Consider the following 20,684-nt stretch of genomic DNA (forward strand, 5'->3'; position numbering starts at 1 on the left):
CCTAGCTGGAGTAGGCGCTGTTTTCGTGGACGTAGTCGTGCGTGAGGTCGTTGGTCCAGATCGTGGCTTCGGCGTCGCCGGCCTGCAGGTCGATCTCAACGAGGACCTCCCGCGGCTCCAGGTCCACCAGGCTGCGGTCCTCGCCGATGCTGCCGTTCCTGCAGATCTGGACGCCGTTCATGGACACGTTCAGCTGGTCCGGCTCGAACGCGGCGTCGGTGGTGCCCACGGCGGACAGCACGCGGCCCCAGTTCGGGTCCTTGCCGAAGATGGCCGTCTTGAAGAGGTTGGAGCGGGCCACGGCCCGGCTCACGATCTCGGCGTCCTTCTCGCTGGCCGCGTTGAACGTGCGGATCGCGATGTCATGGCTGGCGCCCTCGGCGTCGCCGATCAGCTTGCGGGCCAGTTCGGCGCAGACCTGGGTCAGCCCTGCACCGAAGTCCTTGGCCGAGGGCACGGCAGCCGAGGCGCCCGAGGCAAGCAGCACCACGGTGTCGTTGGTGGACATGCAGCCGTCCGAGTCCGCCCGGTCAAAGGTGACCCGGGTGGCGTCGCGGAGCACGACGTCGAGCATTTCCGGCTGCACTTCCGCGTCGGTGGTGAGGACCACCAGCATGGTGGCCAGCCCGGGAGCCAGCATGCCGGCGCCTTTGGCCATGCCCCCGATGGTGTACTCGTTGCCTTCTGCGTCCTTGCCGGTGAAGACGGCTTCCTTGGACACGGAATCGGTGGTCATGATGGCCGTGGCCGCGGCCGGGCCGCCGTCAGCGCTGAGGGCGGCGTTGGCTGCGCTGATGCCCGGGATGATTTTGTCCATGGGCAGCTGCTCGCCGATCAGGCCGGTGGAGCAGACGAAGATGTCCGTGGCCGAGACGCCCAGGGCTTCAGCTGTCTTTTCGGCCGTGGTGTGGGTGTTCTGGAAGCCCTGCGGGCCGGTGCACGCGTTGGCGCCGCCGGAGTTGAGGATGACGGCGTCGACGCGGCCGTCCTTCACCACCTCGCGGGACCAGTGCACCGGTGCTGCGGCCACGCGGTTGGACGTGAACACCGCCGCTGCGGCTTTGGACGGGCCGTCGTTGACTACCAGGGCCAGGTCTGGATTCCCGGACGCCTTCAGGCCGGCTTTGACGCCGGCGGCGCGGAATCCCTTGGGGGCGGTAACGGTCACGGGGCAACTCCCTGCAGGTTGAGGCCGGCGGTTTCCGCCAGGCCAAGCGCGATATTCATGGACTGCACGGCGCCGCCGGCCGTCCCCTTGGTCAGGTTGTCGATGGCGCAGGCGACAATGACGCGGCCGGTGTGCGCGTCATACGCAAGCTGCATCACGGCGTGGTTGGAGCCCTGCACGGACTTGGTGGCGGGCCACTGGCCCTCGGGGAGCAGGTGCACGAACGGCTCGTCGTCGTACGCCTCTTCCCAGGCAGTGCGCAGCTCTGCCGCCGTGACGCCGGGCTTCACCCGGGCCGTTGCCGTGGTGAGGATGCCGCGGCTCATCGGCGCGAGGGTGGGCGTGAAGGAGACCGTCACGGCCTCCCCCGCGGCGTTGCCCAAGCCCTGTTCAATCTCGGGGGTGTGCCGGTGGCCGCCGCCCACCCCGTAGGGGCTCATCGAGCCCATGACCTCGGAGCCGATGAGATTCACTTTGGCGGCTTTCCCGGCGCCAGAGGTGCCTGAAGCAGAGACGATCACGACGTCGTCGGGCTGGAGAAGACCCGCGGCGAAGCCGGGCGTAAGGGCCAGCAGGGACGACGTCGGGTAGCAGCCCGGTACGGCGATCCGTTTGGCTCCCTTGAGCTTTTCCCGCTGGCCGGGCAGCTCGGGTAGTCCGTAGGGCCAGGTGCCGGCGTGCGCGGAGCCGTAGAACTTTTCCCAGGCTGCGGGATCTTCCAGGCGGTGGTCGGCACCGGCGTCGATCACCACCGTGCCGTCGGGCAACTGGGCCGCGATCTCAGCAGATGCCCCATGCGGGAGCGCCAGGAACACCACGTCGTGCCCTGAGAGGTTCTCCACCGTGGTGTCTTCAAGGATGCGGCTGGCCAGACCATGGAGATGCGGCTGCAATTCGCCTAGTCTGGAACCGGCGTTGCTGTGTGCTGTGATGGCGCCGATGGTGACGTCGGGGTGCCCGGCCAGAAGGCGAAGCACCTCACCGCCGGCGTAACCGCTGGCACCGGAAACGGCAACAGAAATAGTCATGGAAATGACTATACAGCAAGAGTATGCATAGAACCCGATATTTATGCATGCGCTCGCACCTGCGCTCATTCTTGGGCTGTTCACGCGCTCGTTCACGCTCGCGTTACGAACGTGAGCGTATGCTTGAAGAAGGGTGATCCTGACCGCGCGGTCCGAATGTCGGCTGCAGCGTTGCCCGTAACAGTTACGAGGCCCCGAGTCCATGACCCCCACCACTACTTCGGAGCGCCCGCAGACGCGTGTCCGGCAGCCCAACCAGGTTGTCCTGAGCTATTCCGAGCTCCTCAAGACCGTCAAGGCCGCTGGCCTGCTCGAGCGTCGCGTCGGCTTCTACATCACGGTGTTCTCCGTCCTGGTGCTCCTGATGACGGCCGCCTGGTTCGGCTTCGCACTCATCGGTGACAGCTGGTTCCAGCTCCTCATCGCCGCCGCCATCGGCATCCTCTGCACCCAACTGAGCTTCCTGGCCCACGAGGCCGGACACCGCCAGATCTTCGCCTCCCGCCGCGCCAACGACTGGGCTGCCAGGCTGCTGGCCACGTCCGTCGCCGGCATGAGCTACTCCTGGTGGGAGCAGAAGCACGGCGCCCACCACAACCACCCGAACGTCATTTCCAAGGATCCCGACATCGCGCCCGGGCCCATCGCCTTCCACACCGAAGCGGTTGCCGACCGTAAGGGACGGTTCGCTTTTCTTACCCGGAAGCAGGGCTGGTTCTTCTTCCCGCTGCTGTTCCTGGTGGGCCTCGGCCTGCAGATCGATTCGGTCAAGTTCGTCTTCCGCCGCGCGAAGGTCACGCACCGCTGGGTTGAACTCCCGATCCTCCTGGCGAGACTGAGCCTGCTGCCGGTCCTCACGTTCACGTTCCTGCCCTGGGGCATGGCTTTGGCCTTCATCGGCGTCCAGCTCGCCGTCTTCGGTTTCTACATGGGCGCTTCCTTCGCCCCGAACCACAAGGGTATGCCGGTCCTGCCGGCGGACAGCCGCGTGGACTTCTTCAGCCGCCAGGTCCTGACCTCCAGGAACATCTCCGGCGGCCGCTTCATGGACATCCTGATGGGCGGACTCAACCGCCAGGCCGAACACCACCTTTTCCCGGACATGGCCCGCCCGCAGCTGGACAAGGCCGCCGTGATCGTCCGCGAGTTCTGCGCCAAGCACCAGGTCCCCTACACGGAGACCACCCTGCTGCAGTCCTACGGCATCATCGTCCGCTACCTCAACGACGTGGGCCTCTCCGCCGGGCGGCACTTCGAGTGCCCCATGGCCACGGTCACCCGCCGCTACTAGGGGCGCCTCCCCCGGGCAAGCCCCTGATCCACGTTTGACCCGAAGTGACGGCCGGTTACCGGCCGTCACTTCGTCGTTGGCGGCCGTGTCCCTAGGATGGTTCCTGTATCCGGGCCTGGAAATCCCAGCCCAGGGAAGGAGACACATGATGCACGCAATTGTGGCCCGCCAGGCGGGCGGGCCCGACGTCCTGGAACTGGCCGAGGTGGAGCGTCCGGTACCGGGTCCCCGCCAGCTGCTGGTCAAGGTGTCCGCCACCGGCGTGAACTTCATTGACACCTACAAGCGCAGCGGCACGTACAAAGTGGCCTATCCGTTTACCCCGGGTTCCGAGGCAGCCGGCACCGTGGAGGAAATCGGCGACGGCGTCACCGTGTTCTCCCCCGGCGACCGCGTGGCCACCGCCGAAGGCGCCAACTGCTACGCCGGCTACATCCTGGTGGACGAGGACAAGGCGCTGCCGGTCCCCCGCGGCGTGGACGATTTCACCGCTGCCGCCCTTCCGCTCCAGGGGATTACCGCGCACTACCTGGTCAATTCCTCGTTCCGGGTGGAACCCGGCCACACCATCCTGCTCCATGCCGGAGCCGGCGGCGTGGGCCTGCTGGCCATTCAACTGCTCAAGGCGAAGGGTGCCCGCGTCATCACCACCGTCTCCACCGACGACAAGGCGAAGCTCACCCGGGAAGCCGGTGCCGATCATGTCATCCCCTACGACGGCTTCTCCGCCAAAGTCCGGGAGCTGACCGACGGCACCGGAGCGGATGCGGTGTACGACGGCGTCGGAAAGGACACGTTCGACGGCTCCCTCTCCGCGCTGCGCGTCCGCGGCACCCTGGTTCTTTTCGGTGCCGCCTCTGGCCCCGTTCCGCCGTTCGATCCGCAGCGGCTTAACGCCGGCGGCTCCCTGTACCTGACCCGGCCCACCATCAACCACTTCCTCCGCAACGCCCAGGAACGCCGCTGGCGCTCCGACGAGATCTTCGCGGCGGCCGCAGACGGGAGCCTCAAGGTCCGGATCGGCGGCCGCTATGACCTGGCCCACGCTGCCCGGGCACACGACGACCTGGAACAGCGCCGGACCACCGGCAAGATCATCCTCGTCCCTTGATCCGGCCAGTCTCCTGACCCGGTAAACAGGACGTGAACCTCCGGCGAACTGCGACACCTTCTGTTCATCTTGTGCGGCAAGAATCACCCTGTGACTGACCTACCGCAAGTTCCCGGAACAGCGCCGGCGCCAGAGACCGGCCCCCTGGAAGGACGCGCAGCACGTCCCGACGTCCGGAACGTGTATCTGCCGCAGCTGCCGGGCGGCGCCGCGGCGCCGCCCGAGCGGACGCTGATCGACATCCTCGAGGCCACCGCCCGCACGTATCCGGAGGCCTCGGCCCTGGACGACGGCCGCCGGCGCCTGAGTTACGTCCAGCTGATGGCGGAAGTCAGGGCCACTGCGCGTGAGCTCCATCTCGCGGGCCTCGGCGCCGGTGACAAGATCGGCGTCCGGATTCCCTCCGGCACCAACCGGCTCTACGTGTCGATCCTGGCCATCCTGCTGATCGGGGCGGCGTACGTTCCCGTGGATGCCGACGACCCCGATGAGCGCGCCAAGCTGGTGTTCAGCGAGGCCCGGGTCGCCGCCATCCTCCGGGCGGACGGCGAGATCGTCGCGGACACCAAGCGTCCCCGGCCGTTCCCGGATCCGCGGAAGCCGCAGGCCGACGACGACTCATGGGTGATCTTCACGTCCGGCTCCACAGGTACGCCCAAGGGTGTCGCGGTTCAGCACAGGTCTTCGGCTGCGTTCGTGGACGCTGAGGCCCGGATCTTCCTGCAGGACGAACCCATCGGCTTCCACGACCGGGTCCTGGCCGGACTATCCGTGGCGTTCGACGCTTCCTGCGAAGAGATGTGGCTGGCCTGGCGCTACGGAGCCTGCCTCGTCCCCGCCCCCCGGTCGCTGGTCCGGACCGGAATGGACCTCGGCCCGTGGCTGATCAGCCACGGCATCACCGTGGTGTCCACGGTGCCCACCCTCGCCGCACTGTGGCCGGCCGAAGCTCTGGAGAACGTGCGGTTGCTGATTTTCGGCGGCGAGGCCTGCCCTCCTGAACTCGCTGAGCGGCTCGCCGTCGACGGCCGGGAAGTGTGGAACACCTACGGACCAACCGAAGCCACCGTGGTGGCCTGCGCGGCGCCGCTGGGCACGGGGCCCGTCCGGATCGGCCTGCCGCTGGACGGCTGGGACCTTGCCGTGGTTGATACCGGCGGCGTTCCGGTGGCAGAGGGCGAAGTGGGCGAGCTCATCATCGGCGGCGTGGGGCTGGCCCGGTACCTCGACGCCGCCAAGGACGCGGAAAAGTACGCGCCGATGCCGTCCCTCGGCTGGGCCCGGGCGTACCGGTCCGGAGACCTCGTACGCTACGAAGCGGCCGGCCTGGTGTTCATGGGGCGCGCGGATGAACAGGTGAAACTCGGCGGCCGGCGCATCGAACTCGGCGAGATCGACGCCGCGCTGCAGGCACTGCCTGACGTTGCCGGCGCAGCGGCGGCGGTCCGCACGACGGCGGCCGGGAACCAGATCCTCGTCGGTTACCTTGCGCCTGCCGGCACCGCGGAAATCGACCTCGCCGCCGCCCGTGAACGGCTTGGGACCAGCCTTCCGGCGGCGCTCATCCCCCTCCTGACCGTGGTTGAGTCCCTGCCCACCAAGACAAGCGGAAAAGTTGACCGCCACTCCCTTCCCTGGCCGTTGGCAGGAGCCGGGGCGGCCGACGCGGACAACGCCCCGCTGAACCTGCCGGACGACGCCCGCTGGATCGTGGAGCAGTGGGGCAGCGTGCTGGGAACCCCGGCGTCGAGCCTGGATGCGGACTTCTTTGCCCACGGCGGAGGATCCCTGGCCGCTGCACAGCTCGTGTCCGCCCTCCGCGTCCGCTACCCCACCGTCACGGTGGCCGACATTTACGCAACACCCCGGGTGGGCGCGCTCATCGATGCCGCCCGGCAGTCCTTGCCCGAGGGGGCTGCCGGGCCGGCGCCGGAACGGAACGTCCGCCCCACGGCACTGAAATCGCAGGTCTTCCAGACGCTGTTGGGTGTCCCGTTGCACATCCTGGTGGGCATGCGCTGGCTGACTTACGTGATGGTGGCCAACAACCTCCTGGCGGCCTTTGCCGGCTTCACGGCGGCCCCGGTTGTTTCCTGGTGGTGGGTGGCAGCGTCGTGGCTGGTGTTCGTGAGCCCGGCCGGGCGGATGGCCCTCTCGGTCCTGGCCGCCAGGACCCTGCTCCGGCGCGTGGTTCCGGGGACCTACCCCAGGTCCGGCAAGGTACACCTGCGGCTGTGGCTGGCGGAGCAGATCCAGGACCTGTCCGGCGCCATCAGCCTGGCAAGTGCCCCCTGGGTGCCCTACTATGCGAAGGCCCTCGGAGCGAAGATCGGCAATGATGTCCAGCTGCACTCGCTGCCGCCGGTCACCGGCATGCTGTCGCTGGGGCGCGGCAGCAACATCGAGCCGGAAGTGGACCTCTCCGGCTGGTGGATCGACGGTGATACAGTCCACATCGGCCAGGTGCACGTTGGAGCGGGCGCGACTGTGGGCGCCCGCAGCACGCTCATGCCCGGAGCCAGTATCGGCGCCGGGGCGCAGGTCGAGCCGGGATCGGCGGTCCTCGGAAAGGTCAAGGCCGGGCAACTGGTGTCCGGATCCCCCGCCGAACGGATCGGCAAGGCCAAACAGGCATGGCCGGACACGCCCCCGTCGCATGCGCTGATCGGACGGCTATGGTTCGCGGCGTTCGCTGCAGCCTCAGCCGTGCTGGCCACCATCCCCTACCTGTCCGCTGCCGCCGGGGCATTCGTGGTGTTCCTGTTCATCCGCGGCAGCGAATCGCTGGTGGCCGCCCTCCCCCTGGTCCTTGCCTCGCTGCCACTGGCGGCGCTCATCTGGTTCGCCACCAACCTCCTGCTGATCCTTGCCACCACCCGCCTGCTGGGCGTCGGACTCAAGGAAGGCTACTACAGGGTGCGAAGCCGGATCGGCTGGCAGGTCTGGGCTACTGAACGCGTCCTGGACCTTGCCCGGGATGTCCTGTTTCCCATCTACGCCAGCCTTTTCACCCCGGTCTGGCTCCGCCTGCTGGGAGCCAAGGTGGGCAAGAACGTGGAGGCCTCCACCGTCCTCCTGCTCCCCAAAATGACAACCGTCGGCGAAGGCGCCTTCCTCGCGGACGACACCATGGTGGCCTCCTACGAACTGGGCGGCGGCTGGATGAGGATTGCCCCCGCCAAGATCGGAAAACGCTCCTTCCTGGGCAACTCCGGGATGACGGGTGCGGGACGAAGCGTGCCCAAGAACTCGCTGGTGGCCGTCCTGTCCGCCACTCCTGCCAAAGCCAAATCAGGCACCTCCTGGCTGGGCAGCCCCCCGGTCCGGCTGCGCCGCACGGCCATCGCCACCGACAACACCCTGACTTTCCAGCCGCCGCTGCGGCTGAAGCTGGCACGCGCCCTATGGGAGCTCTGCCGGTTCGTTCCCGTCGTGCTCACCGTCGGCCTGGCCGCCGGTGTCATGCTCGCGTTCGACGGGCTCGCTTCGGCGTGGGGCTACGGTATCGCGGCGCTTCTGGGCGGCATCGTGGTCCTCATCGCAGGTGCCACAGCCGCTGCCAGCGCGGTGGCCGCCAAGTGGCTGCTGGTCGGCAGGATCAAGCCCGGCGAGCATGCCTTGTGGAGTTCCTTCATTTGGCGGAACGAAGTGGTGGACACCTTCATCGAAATGGTGAGCGCACCGTGGTTCGCCCGCTCGGCCTCGGGTACTCCGGCCCTCGTGTGGTGGCTGCGCGGACTCGGCGCGAAGATCGGCCGCGGCACGTGGTGCGAAAGCTACTGGCTGCCGGAAGCGGACCTTGTCACGCTGGGCGAAAGTTCAACGGTCAACCGCGGGTGCGTCGTCCAGACCCACCTTTTCCACGACCGGATCATGAGCATTGACACTGTTACGCTCGAAGACGGAGCCACCATGGGACCACATGGCGTCATCCTCCCGCGGGCACGCATCGCGAAGGGCGGCACGGTGGGCCCGGCATCCTTGGTCATGCGCGGGGAAACAGTTCCGGCAGCGACGTATTGGATGGGCAATCCGGTCAGCCCCTGGGCGGGCCCGGCAGTGCCGGCACGGCGGCTCAAGTAGCTCCAGCACGGCCAACCCGGCTCCGACCATCCGCAATACGAAGGCCAGTTCATGAGTTTTGCAGCACCAGCCGGCCACGGCGGCACACGCCGGCCGGACGAGCCCTCCGGCTCCCCTGATCCCTACATCCCCGGGCACGGCACGAACGCCTACCGGGTCACGCGGTACGAGCTGGACCTGGACTACAAGCTGGCCAGCAACCGGCTGAACGGCCGCGCCGTCCTGCACGCGGAGGCGGACCGGGCGGCGTCGGCCGTTGTCCTGGACCTCGCGGGGCTGCGCGCCGTCAAGGTGTCGCTGAACGGCAAACGCGTGCGCAGGTTCAGCCAGCGGGCCGAGCAGCTGGTGATCGTTCCCGACGCGGCCCTGCTCCCGGGCGACCGCTTCACCCTCGACATCCGGTATGAAGGAAATCCTTCTCCACGGCGGGGACTCTGGGGTGAAGTGGGCTGGGAGGAACTCACCGACGGAGTGCTGGTGGCGGGCCAGCCCAACGGCGCCGCCTCCTGGTTTCCCTGCAACGACCATCCGCAGCACAAGGCCAGCTACAGGGTCGCCGTCACCACGGACGCCAATTACCGGGCAGTCTGCAACGGCCTGCTGATTTCCCGAAAATCAGGCTCCAGCCGTGAAACCTGGACCTACGAGCAGGCCGAACCGATGGCCACATACCTCGCCACTGTGCAGATCGGCCGGTATGACCTCCTGACCCTGGATACGACGTCGGTTCCGGGCAGCGTCCCCCAGCATGTGGCAGTGCCCGCCGCCCTGGCCGACGCCGCCCGCCGGGGACTGGCACGCCAGCCGGAGATGATGCGCACCTTCGTCAACAGCTTCGGCCCCTACCCCTTCCAGGAGTACACGGTGGTGGTGGCAGAGGACGAGCTCGAAATTCCGCTCGAAGCCCAGACACTGTCCATCGTGGGCCCCAACCATCTCACCCCGGACTGGAACGCGCAGCGGCTGATCGCCCACGAACTGTCGCACCAGTGGTTCGGCAATTCCCTGACCGTCGCGTCCTGGCGGGACATCTGGCTGCACGAAGGGTTCGCATGCTACGCGGAGTGGATCTGGTCCGAGGCGGCCGGAGTCATGAGCGTTGCGGACCGCGCCGCGGCCGCCTGGCGGAAGCTCGACGCCGGGAGCCAGGACCTCACGGTCGGTGACCCCGGACCCGAGCTGATGTTCGATGACCGGGTGTACAAGCGCGGCGCCCTCGCACTGCACGCGCTCCGGATCCGGTGCGGCGACCTCGCCTTCTTTGCGCTGCTGCACGACTGGGCAGCAAGCAACCGCCACGGATCCGTCTCCACCGCCGGGTTCATCCAGACCGCGGACCGTGTGGCCGGAATCGATTCAGAAGCCCTGCTCCACCCCTGGCTGTTCGAAGAGCCGCTGCCTGCCCTGCCTGTGCGGTAGGGCCGCCACTTCATCCGAGGGCGACGGCGGCCGCCAGCCCGTCCGGCAGCCCCGACTCGGCGGAGGCCAGGTCCCGGACACCTGCCCGGTCGAGCACGTCAAGAGTCTCCGGCGGCCGTCCCAGGCCCTCCCCGGTCATCTTCAGGAAAGCCTCCTTGCGCGCCCACAGCCGGGCCCGCTCACGCAGCAGGGCGCTCCCCTGCAGCGGGGCCAGGGCCCGGTACTCCGCCGGGGTCAGCGCCACAGCATCGAAGCCGTCAAAGTCCAACCGCCGCGGATCCTCGGCGTCAACGCCCAGCCGCTGCCCCGGCCCGGGTTCCGCCACGGCCGCCAGCAGGGTCCAGCCGGCCGCCCGGGACAGGCTCAGCAGCAGGGGCGCCGGCGCTCCGTCCAGTTCGTAGCCGGGCCTCCCGTGGGTGACACGGGGACCGCTGCCGCACCGCGGGCAACTGTAACGGACGGTCAGATCCTGGGCACGCACGCCCAGCAGTTCCGCGGCGAACCGTCGCTGGGCCACCCGGGCCGCGAGGAAGTCCTGCCGTGGCACGGGCATCATGGCGCGGGCACGCTCCAGCTCGGGCGGGTCCAGGAACCGCAGGGCATCGCGTTCCAGCTCGGCTGCCGGCGGTGCTGTGTGCTGCCCGGGGACGCGAAAGGGCGGGCAGGCACGCACAACGAGGTGTGATGCCATGGCCCGCCCTTCCGGTCTTAGCCTTGAACGCTGAGCGGTTCTAGCGCTGAACGGCCCCGAAGCGCTCGGCTGCCACGGCAACAGCGCTTTCCCGGGCGGCTGATGCTTCGTCCGCCGTGAGCGTCCGGTCCGCGGCACGGAAGCGGAGGCCGAAGGCCAGCGACTTCTTGCCGTCCTCGATGCCCTTTCCTGCGTACACGTCAAAGAGTGCCACGTCTTCCAGCAGCTCGCCGGCACCCTCGCGGAGGGCGGCCAGGACGTCGTCAGCCGGGATCTCTTTCGGAACCACCAGGGCAACGTCCTGGGTGGCCACCGGGAAGCCGGAAATGTGCTTCGCGACGATGACGTCGGCTGCCGCTTCGAACAATGCGTCGGCGTTGAACTCGAGCGCCACCGAACGTGCCGGCATGTCGTGCGCGGCCAGCAGCTTGGGGTGCAGTTCGCCGGCGTAGCCCACAACGTCACCGGAGCGCAGCGAGAGTTGGGCTGTGCGTCCCGGGTGGTAGGCCTGGTGGTGACCCTGGCTGACCACGATTTCGACGCCGAGGACATCTCCGGCGAGGCGCGCAATGTCCACGGCGTCGGCCCAGTCCCAGGCACGCGGCGTGTGGGCGGCGGCAGCGGGCGAGTCGTGGCCCGTCAGGACCGCTGCGATATGCAGCGGCTGGTCCGGGACGCCGTCGTACAGGGCATCCAGCACCTCATCGGAGGGCTTGACGCCGAGCGGCGGGATGGACGGCGTGCCCACCGTGTCACCCGGCAGGAACACCAATCCGGCTTCGAAGACCGCCAGGTCGCGGAAGCCGCGCGAGTGGTTCCGCTTTGCCACCTCGATCAGGCCGGGGAGCACGGACGTCCGCAGGTAGCCCTGTTCCTCGCTGATCGGGTTGGCCAGCTTCACGGCCTTGCGTTCAGCGCCCTGCTCTGCCACGCCGAAGGTGTCGTTGGCAGCCTTGGACACGAACGGGTAGGCCAGGACCTCGGTGAGCCCGGCATCGGCCAGTGCCTGGACCAGCCGGCGGCGCTGCTGCTGGACGCGGGTCAGCCCGCGTCCGGGAGGTGCCACGGGGAGAGTCGCCGGAATCTGGTCGTAACCCACCAGCCGGGCGATCTCCTCGGAGAGGTCTTCCTTGGTTTCCAGGTCGTTCCGCCAGCTCGGGGCCGTGACCGTCCAGCCGGCGTCGTTCTTCACCACGGCAGCGCCGAGGTCCTCGAGCGAGGTGACGATCTGCTCTTCGGTGAAATCGATGCCGATCCGCGCTGCCGCGAAAGCCGCCGGCAGTTCAATGGTGACGGCGTCAGGCGCCGTGCCGACATCGGTGCCGGCGTCGTCGGCAGTGCCGCCGGCCAGCTCCACCAGGAGGTCAACCACGCGCTGCGCGGCGATGCCGGCAACCTGCCAGTCGACGCCGCGTTCGAAACGCTTGGACGCTTCGGAGGGCAGCTTGTGCCGGCGGCGGGAACGGCCAATGGACACCTCGTCAAAGTGCGCCGCCTCAACCAGGACGTTCGACGTCGAATCGCTGACCTCGGTGGCAGCGCCGCCCATAACGCCGGCGATGCCGATCGCTCCGGAACTGTCGGTGATGAGGAGGTCCTCGACGTCGAGCTTGCGCTCCTTGTCGTCCAGGGTAGTGATCTTCTCCCCCGCCACGGCGCGCCGGACCACGATGTCGCCGGACAGCTTGTCCAGGTCATAGCAGTGCGTGGGCTGGCCGAGTTCCAGCATGACGTAGTTGGAGATGTCCACCGGCAGCGAGATGGAGCGGATGCCCGCCAGCCTCAGGCGCGAGACCATCCACGGGGGCGTCGGCCTGGTGGCATCGACGCCGCGGACGGTGCGGGCCACGAAGCGGTCGCAGCCCGGCTTGCCATAGATGGGAGCGTCGTCGTTGAGCTTGACGCCGTAGCCGCCGGCCAGTTCAGCCGGTGCCTGCACCTTTGACGCCGGGTCCGTGAAGGAGGTGCCGGTGGCGTGGGCGTATTCGCGGGCGACGCCGCGGATGGAGAACGCGTAGCCGCGGTCCGGGGTCACGTTGATCTCGGCGGCCTGGTCGTAGAGGCCCAGGAGTTCCATGGCGTCGGTCCCGATTTCCGGGTCCAGGCCGATGCGGGACAGCACCAGGATGCCGTCGTGGTCCTCGCCGATGCCCAGCTCGCGGACGGAGGCGATCATGCCGGCGGACAGGTGGCCGTACGTCTTCCGCGCTGAGATGTGGAAGTCTCCGGGCAGCACGGCGCCGGGAAGGGTGACGACGACCTTGTCACCTTCCACGAAGTTGTGGGCGCCGCAGATGATGCCCTGGACACCGGAGGGGTCGATGCCCTGGCCGGTGAGGGTCTGCTCCTGGCCTTCGGGGACCACGCGGACCTGGCACCAGTTAATGGTTTTGCCGTTGGTCTGCGGTTCCTTGACCAGGCTCAGGACCTGGCCCACCACCACGGGACCGCGGAGCGCGTCCGTGGGGCGGTGGACCGCTTCTTCTTCAAAACCGACCTTGACCAGTTCTGCCATGACGTCTTCGGCCGTTGCTCCGGCCGGTACCTGCGCGAACTCACGCAGCCAGGAAAGTGGGATACGCACTGTTAGATCTCCATCCCGAAGTGCTCGCTGAAACGTACATCGCCTTCGATCATGTCGCGCATGTCGCCCACCTCGTTGCGGAACATGAGGGTCCGCTCGATGCCCATGCCGAAGGCAAAACCTGAATAGACGTCCGGATCGATGCCGGCGGCCCGGAGGACGTTGGGGTTGACCATGCCGCAGCCGCCCCACTCGATCCAGCGCGGACCGCCTTTGGCGCCCGGGTGCCAGATGTCCAGTTCCGCGGACGGCTCGGTGAACGGGAAGTAGTTGGGGCGGAGGCGGATCTGGGCCTCGTCGCCGAACATCTGCCGGGCAAAGTGCTCCAGCGTGCCGCGGAGGTCCGCCATGCTCAGCTTCTTGTCGATGGCCAGGCCCTCGAACTGGTGGAACACGGGCGTGTGTGTGGCGTCGAGTTCATCGGTGCGGAACACCTTGCCCGGGCACAGCACGTAGATGGGCACTTCGCGCTCCAGCATGGAGCGGACCTGCACCGGCGAGGTGTGCGTGCGCATCAGCAGGTGGGCCTCGGGGGGCTCCACAAAGAAGGTGTCCTGCATTTCGCGGGCAGGGTGGTCCGGCTTGAAGTTCAAGGCATCAAAGTTGAACCACTCGGATTCGACCTCGGGGCCTTCGGCAATCTCCCAGCCCATGCCCACGAAGATGTCCGCCACACGGTCCTGCAGCGTGGAGAGCGGGTGGCGCGCACCGGCTCGGCGGCGGCGCGGAGCGGCCGTGACGTCGACGGTCTCTTCGACGAGGATCCGTGCGTCGTTTTCAGCTTCGAGCTCGGCTGTACGGTCCGCGAGCGCCTTGTTGACGCGTCCGCGGGAGGCGCCCATGAGCTTTCCGGCGGCGGCCTTCTGGTCCTTTGCCAGGCCGCCGATTTCGCGGTTGGCAAGGCTCAGCGGTGCCTTCTCGCCCGTGTGCGCCAGCCTCACGGCCTTGAGCTCGTCAAGGGTGGAGGCAGCGGCAATGGCGGCAACGGCGTGGTCTACGGCGGCAGTAATGGCGGCTTCATCCAGAGGGTTCGGGATGGCGGCGCCCGGCAAAGTTTCAGTCATCTACTGTTCTTAGCTACGAGTCGGGTCTCGCCAGCGAGCTGTCCAGCTGCATTCGGGTCCACCGGCAGCGTGTCCGTCACTGGCTTGTCGTTCCGCACGGCCCTTCAGGGGCCGCGTGAAGTGACAAAGGGCAGGGCTCGCCGGTATTCGTCCGGCGGGCACTCTCCCCCAGTCTAGTTGAAGGCGCAACGCTGAACGCGCCAGAGCACGGACGTGACGCCCCCGCAGGCGGGTGGTAGGAGGGACGGGGATTACCGCCTCCCGCTACCATGGCCTCATGACCTCCGGACAGCGGCTTCGGCAGATCGCCAACGTGCTGAATGCAACGACTCTCCTGGGCCTGTTGCTGGCCAGGTGCGCCGGGACGGCTGTGCGCCCCGGTCCGGGCGGCCTGCTGATCGCCACGGGCTACCAGTGGCGGCTCCCCTTCGCCCAGGCGTTCACGGTGGGCAACGTGGTGCTGTTCCGGGCGGAGGCGCCGGAGGCGCTGTCCAACAAGCTTCTGCTGGGCCACGAGGAGCGGCACAGCAGCCAGTACGCCTGGTGCCTGGGCCTGCCGTTCCTGCCGCTGTATTTCATCGCGGCCGGGTGGTCGCAGCTGCGGACGGGCAACCCGGGGTCCGCCAACGTCTTTGAACGCCTCGCCGGGCTGGAGGCCGGCGGTTACATGGACCGGCACGTCCGCGAAGCGGGCAATGCACCGGACACCAAAACGGACGGCCGCCGGGCGGTTCACCGTCCGTTGGGCAACCGCTCGCTGGGCAACCGTCCGTTAGGCAAAGGCAGACCAGGCAAACGCCGCAAGGGCAACACCGCTCCCGATGGAATTGAGGCTTGAGATGACCGACATCGCCAGGACCGTCACAGTAACCGGCTCCGGAACTGCCGAAGCTGTGCCGGACCTACTGACCGTCTCCATCGGCGTGGAGTGCCGCCAGGAGGACGTGGGCGCTGCGTATGCGGCAGCAGGCAGGGCCTCGGCCGCGATTTCGGCGGTCCTGCGTGAGCACGGCGTCCCGGACGCGGACATCAGCACCTCGGGCCTCAACGTCCGGGCGGACGTGGTGTGGAAAGAGGGCCAGGGCCAGACGGTGACGGGGTACGTTGCATCAAGCGTCCTGGCGGTGCGGCTCCGCGATGTTCCCGGTTCCTCGGACGTCATCTCAGCGGCCGTGGCCGCGGGCGGCAACGATGTCCGGCTGAACGGATTGGAGCTCGGGTTCGCAGATCCGGCCGCAGTCACGGCGCGGGCACGCGAAGCCGCCTGGCAGGATGCCCTCGCCACAGCCACACAGTTTGCGTCGCTGGCCGGCACCGCACTCGGACCGGTTGTTTCCGTCACCCAGCAGCCTGCGGCGTCGGCTCCGATTCCGGTGGCGAAGATGCAGCGCGCCATGGCCACAGACTCCGTGGGGATCGAGGCCGGGCAGTCGAGCGTGTCGGCGACAGTGGGCGTCGTCTGGGAACTTCGCGACCGCAGCTAGCGCCGCGGCCGGCGAGCGCCGCGGCAGGTTAGCGGACTGTGCCGGGTTAGTGGACTGTGCCGGTTAGTGGACTGTGCCTGCGGACAGCTTGAGGTCCGCCGTCGTGGCCAGGGCGGTACGGACGACGACGGCGAGCGCCTCCGCCATCACGGCTGCGGGCAGCGACGGAGTACCGCTGCCCTTGGGCACCTGCCCGGTCTCATACGGGACATGAACGAAGCCGCCCCGCGTTGCGGAGGCGCCGGTTCCGGCGTTCAGCGAGTGCATCAGGGCGTAAAAAATATGGTTGCAGACGTAGGTGCCGGCGCTTTGGGAAACCTCGGCCGGGATCCCGGCGGTTCGAAGTGCCCCCAGCGCAGCCTTCACGGGCAGTGAGCTGAAATAGGCTGCCGGGCCGCCGGGGACCACTTCCTCGTCCACGGGGCGGTTTCCGGCATTGTCCGGGATACGGGCGTCGTCGCAGTTGATGGCGACGCGCTCCAGGGAGATCCGCGGACGTCCGCCGGCCTGGCCGACGCAGACCACAAGATCAGGGCTATGGCGCCGCAGGGCATCCTCCAGCACCGTGACGGATTGCCCGAACACGCACGGCAGTTCCAGGGCAGCGACGGCGTGGCCCTCCGCCTTCAGGATTTCCGAAGCTGCCGCTGCGGCGGTCCAGGACGGGTTGGTGGTTTCGCCGCCGAACGGTTCGAACCCGGTCAGGAGAATCATGGGCCCCAGCGTAGCAAGACCCCCACACGGGTGGCCCGGGCCTTGACTTATATTCGAACATACCTTCGAATAGTAACCATGAGATGGGACGCACAAGCACTCCGGCCGGCGCCTGCGGGCAACAACGCAGACAACAGCGCAAGCAACGCGACAGCAGCCGCCCCAGCCGTTGAAGCGTTGCTGCCGCTGGCCGGGCTCGTGCGTTCCGTCTCAACCCCCGAATTTGCCGGGGTCACTTTCCATGAGGTCACCGCCAAATCGGTGCTCAACAAAGTGGCGGCCGGTTCCCGCATGCCCTTTGAATGGACCGTGAATCCCTATCGCGGCTGCAGCCATGCCTGCGTCTATTGTTTTGCCCGCAAGAGCCACACCTATCTGGACTTTGATGCCGGCCTGGATTTTGACAGCCAAGTGGTGGTCAAGATCAACGCTGCCGACGTCCTGCGGAAGGAACTTGCCAAGCCTTCCTGGGGTCATCACCACGTGGCCTTGGGCACCAACACGGATCCATACCAGCGCGCCGAGGGCCGCTATCAGCTGATGCCCGGCATCATCCGCGCGCTTGCCGATTCAGGAACGCCGCTGTCCATCCTCACCAAGGGGACCCTGCTGGCCAGGGACATCCCGCTGCTGAAGCACGCCGCCGCACAGGTGCCGGTCGGGATCGGGATTTCGCTGGCCATGACGGACGAGCAGCTGTCCGAGGCAGTCGAGCCCGGCACGCCGGGACCCAGGGCGCGGCTCAAGCTGGTCTCGAGGTTGCGCGAAGCCGGCTTGCCGTGCGGCGTCATGGCGATGCCCATCCTGCCGTGGCTTTCCGACAGCGACGACGCCCTGGACTCACTTTTTGGTTCACTCGCCGCGGCAGGCGCTACGGGTGTCACGGCCGGCGCCCTTTACCTAAAGCCGGGTACGCGTGAGTGGTTCATGCAATGGATCGCGGCCCGACACCCCGAACTGGCGGGCCGTTACCGCAGGCTGTACGGCACAGGGTCCTACGCATCCAAGGAGTACCGCGAATGGCTCGCAGGACGGATCCGCTACTTCAAGGCCCGGCACGGCTTTTCCGGTTCGCACGGCTTCAGCCACCGCGACCTGGCCCAGGACGCCAGGGACGAAGAAGCACAGTATCCCGCCGGCAGCATGCCCGAAGCCCGTACCGGCCCGGGCGCGAATTCCGTTGTGGGATCCGCGCAGCCCACGCTGTTCTGACCGTGCGTTCCAACCCTGCGGGTTTAAACGCTTCCGGCTCCGGTGCTGCCATGGGCAGGGCCGGAGCCGGAGTGCGTTCCTGAGTGTCCAGGACGGGTTGCGTGGCCGGAATGGCTGACGGTTAGCTGGCCGGGATGACCAGGCCCTTGAACTTCGTGTTGATGAAGTCCTTCATCTCCTGCGAGGTCAGGATCTTGAAGAGCTTCTGCACGCGCGGGTCGTCCTTCATTTCAGCCTTGACCGCCAGGACGTTGTAGTACGCACTGTCCTTGCCCTCCACGAGTAACTGCTTGTCGGCGCTCAGCCCGGCGGGCAGGGCGAAGGCCAGCGTAACGATCGCGGCGTCCTTGTCATTGAGAGCCTGCGGAAGGCTGGCGTTCTCGATCTCGGTGAACTCCAGGTTTTTCGGGTTCGCCTTGACGTCCTTGAGCGTGATCGGGTTTTCGGTGACTTCAATGAGCCCCTTCGACGCCAGCAGTTTGAGGGCGCGGGACTCGTTGGTGGGGTCGTTGGGGATGGCCACCGAAGCGCCGTCGGGAAGGGCATCCAGGCTGGCGATGTCGTTGGAGTAAAGGGCCATCGGGGGCAGATAGACCTTGCCGACACTCACGAGGTTCTTGCCGGAAGCCTTGTTGTAGGTTTCCAGGAAGGTCGAATTCTGGAACAGGTTGGCGTCAATGTCGCCGTCGCTTACAGCGGGGTTCGGCGTGTTGTAGTCGCTGAACTCCTTGTACTCCACCGTGAGGCCTTCCTTGGGGGCGAGTTCACGCTGGACGTGCTTGAGCATGTCGCCGGCCGGCACCGCAAGGGCACCCACCTTGATGGTTTCGGCGGATCCGGCGGAGCTGCCGGCGCCGCAGGCAGACAAAGCGAGTATGGCGGCTACTCCGGTTGCGGCGGCTTTCAGGACGTGTGATCGGAACATTGGAACTCTTTCGCGGAATGGATCATGTGAGGGAAATGAAGCAGGAGGGAGCACCGTCGCGGTTCTTACCGCCGGGTGAAGAGCCGCTATCGGTGCGACAGGCGGCGTGCGGCGAAGTTGCCGAGCGACTGGAAGACCTGCACCAGCAGGATCAGCAGGATCACTACACCGAACATGTACTCGGGGCTGTAACGCTGATAGCCGTAGCGGAAGGCAACGTCGCCCAGTCCGCCGCCGCCAACGGCGCCCACCATGGCGGAGTATCCGATCAGTCCGACGACAGTGGTGGACAGCCCGAGCGCCAGGGCAGGAACGGCCTCGGCCACCATCACCCTGGTCAGGATGGTCCACCGGGTGGCACCCAACGATTCGGCGGCTTCGATCAGCCCCCGGGGAACTTCGCGGATGCCGATCTCCACGAGGCGAGCGAAGAAGGGGATGCCGGCGATGGTCAGCGGCACGATGGCGGCTGTTGCGCCGATGAAGGAGCCCACCAGCAGTCGGGTGAAGGGAATCAGCAGGATCATCAGGATGATGAACGGGATGGACCGGCCAATGTTCACTGCCACGTCCAGCAGGCGGTTGATGACCGTGCCGAGGATCCTGCTGCCGAACGGCTTGGCGAGGAGCCCGCCGGGCTCGGTGGTCACGAGGAGGACACCGGCGGCCAGGCCGAACACCACCGTGAACAGCAGGCTGAAGCCCACCGTGTAGAACGTCTCGCCTGTGCCCTTGAGTATCGTCTCGAACAGGTCCCGCCAGAAGTACGGGTCGTCGCGGTCGATCATTTAATGACCTCCACAAAGAGTCCCTGGGTGCGAAGGTCGGCCACTGCAGCGGCAACCGCCGATGCTTCGCCCGGCAGTTCCAGCCGGGTGCGGCCGGTCTGCCGGCCATGGATGGTTTCCACGGCCGCGCCGAGGATCCCGACGTCGATGCCGTGCCGGCGGGCGAGCCGCGCAATGACCGGACTGTCGGAGGTGGCTCCGGTGAAGGTGATTTCGATGATGGTGTTGTCCGTTTCCGGTATGTCGCCGAGCGGGAAGAGCGCGTGACCCAGCAAGGACTTCTCGGTGGTCAGCAACTGCTCCACAGGCCCCTGTTCCAGGACCCTGCCCTCGCTCATGACGGCGGCCGCGTCGCAGATGCGCTTGACCACGTCCATTTCGTGCGTGATGAGCAGGACCGTGAGGCCCATGTCCTTGCTGAGCTGCCGGATGAGGTCCAGGATCTGGGTGGTGGTTTCGGGGTCCAGCGCGGAAGTTGCCTCGTCGCTGAGCAGAACGGATGGCTTGGATGCCAACGCGCGGGCAATCCCGACCCGCTGCTTTTGGCCGCCGGACAGCTGTGCCGGATACGCGGCCGCTTTGCCGTGGAGTCCCACCCGCTCGAGTATTTCCAAAGCCTGTGACCGCCGCGCGGCGCGCCCCGCTCCGGTAATTTCGAGGGACAGCTCCACGTTGGCCTGCACGGTCCGGCTGCTGAGCAGGTTGAAATGCTGGAAGATCATGCCGATGTTGTGCCGCGCGCTGCGCAGCCCGGCACCGGTCAGGGAGGTGACGTCGCGGCCGTCCACCACGACAGATCCGGAATCCGGGCGCTCCAGCGAATTGATGGTGCGGATCAGGGTGCTCTTGCCGGCACCGCTTTGGCCGACGACGCCGAAGATCTCACCGCGCCCGACTGTCAGCGAAACGTCGTCGAGCGCACGGACCGCCGTCTCACCGGAGCCGTAGCTCTTCGACACCCGTTCTACGGAAATCATGGGGCTCCCTGTGATGGCTCAAATCCTCGCGGAACGATTGTCCGCAAAAGCGGGTGCGGACAACGTCCCCACCCAACCTAAGAATTCTGCCAAGAAGCCATAGAACGCGCCCAATCCGAATTTATTCCGCCGAAACGGGTTTCAG

15 protein-coding genes and 1 pseudogene are annotated in these 20,684 nt (G+C 67.3%); 7 read left to right on the top strand and 9 right to left on the bottom strand.

All coding sequences use genetic code 11. From position 1 onward, the window contains the following. Position 1: 1 nt before the first annotated feature. Positions 2-1,168 carry a bifunctional glutamate N-acetyltransferase/amino-acid acetyltransferase ArgJ gene (gene argJ / locus ASF98_RS04820; RefSeq protein WP_055798261.1) on the bottom strand — a complete coding sequence of 389 codons (1,167 nt, stop codon included), beginning with the start codon at positions 1,166-1,168 and terminating at the stop codon, positions 2-4. Then, positions 1,165-2,196 carry an N-acetyl-gamma-glutamyl-phosphate reductase gene (argC, locus tag ASF98_RS04825; protein ID WP_055798264.1) on the bottom strand — a complete coding sequence of 344 codons (1,032 nt, stop codon included), beginning with the start codon at positions 2,194-2,196 and terminating at the stop codon, positions 1,165-1,167. The genes argJ and argC overlap by 4 nt, the downstream gene beginning before the upstream one ends. A gap of 202 nt (positions 2,197-2,398) precedes the next feature. On the opposite strand from argC, the gene ASF98_RS04830 reads away from it, so the two are divergent. The 4 genes from ASF98_RS04830 (at position 2,399) to ASF98_RS04845 (ending at position 10,100) form a co-directional block, all read left to right on the top strand. Then, positions 2,399-3,487 (top strand): fatty acid desaturase family protein, encoded by a 1,089-nt coding sequence (locus ASF98_RS04830; protein WP_028271911.1) that lies wholly within the window; start codon positions 2,399-2,401, stop codon positions 3,485-3,487. A gap of 145 nt (positions 3,488-3,632) precedes the next feature. Continuing rightward, complete coding sequence (locus ASF98_RS04835; RefSeq protein WP_055798267.1) at positions 3,633-4,598, top strand: quinone oxidoreductase family protein; 966 nt, start codon at positions 3,633-3,635, stop codon at positions 4,596-4,598. 144 nt (positions 4,599-4,742) lie between these two features. Then, positions 4,743-8,681, top strand: a complete 3,939-nt coding sequence (locus ASF98_RS04840; protein WP_055798721.1) for a Pls/PosA family non-ribosomal peptide synthetase — start codon at positions 4,743-4,745, stop codon at positions 8,679-8,681. Between the two features lie 51 nt (positions 8,682-8,732). Then, a complete protein-coding gene (locus tag ASF98_RS04845; protein ID WP_055798270.1) occupies positions 8,733-10,100 on the top strand; it encodes a M1 family metallopeptidase in 1,368 nt (455 codons plus the stop codon). 10 nt (positions 10,101-10,110) lie between these two features. On the opposite strand, the gene ASF98_RS04850 is transcribed toward ASF98_RS04845, so the two are convergent. Genes ASF98_RS04850 through pheS form a run of 3 tightly spaced genes read right to left on the bottom strand, consistent with a single transcriptional unit; the run spans position 10,111 to position 14,439 of the window. Beyond that, a complete protein-coding gene (locus ASF98_RS04850; RefSeq protein WP_055798273.1) occupies positions 10,111-10,791 on the bottom strand; it encodes a 4'-phosphopantetheinyl transferase family protein in 681 nt (226 codons plus the stop codon). A 40-nt stretch (positions 10,792-10,831) separates the two neighbouring features. Further along, on the bottom strand, positions 10,832-13,375 hold the full coding sequence (gene pheT / locus ASF98_RS04855) for a phenylalanine--tRNA ligase subunit beta (RefSeq protein ID WP_055798275.1): 2,544 nt from the start codon (positions 13,373-13,375) through the stop codon (positions 10,832-10,834). A gap of 2 nt (positions 13,376-13,377) precedes the next feature. Continuing rightward, positions 13,378-14,439, bottom strand: coding sequence for a phenylalanine--tRNA ligase subunit alpha (gene pheS / locus ASF98_RS04860; RefSeq protein WP_028271917.1), 1,062 nt, complete (start codon positions 14,437-14,439; stop codon positions 13,378-13,380). A gap of 277 nt (positions 14,440-14,716) precedes the next feature. On the opposite strand from pheS, the pseudogene ASF98_RS04865 reads away from it, so the two are divergent. Together ASF98_RS04865 and ASF98_RS04870 are read left to right on the top strand one after the other, a co-directional pair. Then, positions 14,717-15,115: pseudogene (locus ASF98_RS04865) on the top strand (eCIS core domain-containing protein); the annotation flags it as partial. Positions 15,116-15,278: 163 nt separating this feature from the next. After that, positions 15,279-15,923, top strand: coding sequence for an SIMPL domain-containing protein (locus ASF98_RS04870; protein WP_082506714.1), 645 nt, complete (start codon positions 15,279-15,281; stop codon positions 15,921-15,923). A 63-nt stretch (positions 15,924-15,986) separates the two neighbouring features. Here ASF98_RS04870 and pcp read toward each other — a convergent pair whose 3' ends face one another. Then, the gene (pcp, locus tag ASF98_RS04875; protein WP_055798282.1) at positions 15,987-16,637 is read right to left on the bottom strand and encodes a pyroglutamyl-peptidase I; all 651 of its coding nucleotides are present in this window, start codon (positions 16,635-16,637) and stop codon (positions 15,987-15,989) included. 78 nt (positions 16,638-16,715) lie between these two features. On the opposite strand from pcp, the gene ASF98_RS04880 reads away from it, so the two are divergent. Then, on the top strand, positions 16,716-17,849 hold the full coding sequence (locus ASF98_RS04880) for an Rv2578c family radical SAM protein (protein ID WP_055798283.1): 1,134 nt from the start codon (positions 16,716-16,718) through the stop codon (positions 17,847-17,849). Between the two features lie 121 nt (positions 17,850-17,970). Here ASF98_RS04880 and ASF98_RS04885 read toward each other — a convergent pair whose 3' ends face one another. The 3 genes from ASF98_RS04885 to ASF98_RS04895 all read right to left on the bottom strand — a co-directional run bounded on the left by ASF98_RS04885 (position 17,971) and on the right by ASF98_RS04895 (position 20,539). Beyond that, complete coding sequence (locus ASF98_RS04885; protein ID WP_055798284.1) at positions 17,971-18,774, bottom strand: MetQ/NlpA family ABC transporter substrate-binding protein; 804 nt, start codon at positions 18,772-18,774, stop codon at positions 17,971-17,973. Positions 18,775-18,860: 86 nt separating this feature from the next. Then, positions 18,861-19,562 carry a methionine ABC transporter permease gene (locus ASF98_RS04890; protein ID WP_055798287.1) on the bottom strand — a complete coding sequence of 234 codons (702 nt, stop codon included), beginning with the start codon at positions 19,560-19,562 and terminating at the stop codon, positions 18,861-18,863. Next, the gene (locus ASF98_RS04895) at positions 19,559-20,539 is read right to left on the bottom strand and encodes a methionine ABC transporter ATP-binding protein (protein WP_055798290.1); all 981 of its coding nucleotides are present in this window, start codon (positions 20,537-20,539) and stop codon (positions 19,559-19,561) included. Before ASF98_RS04895 ends, ASF98_RS04890 begins: the two co-directional genes overlap by 4 nt. Positions 20,540-20,684: the final 145 nt, after the last annotated feature.

Source organism: Arthrobacter sp. Leaf337 (assembly GCF_001423745.1).
Lineage (GTDB): Bacteria > Actinomycetota > Actinomycetes > Actinomycetales > Micrococcaceae > Arthrobacter.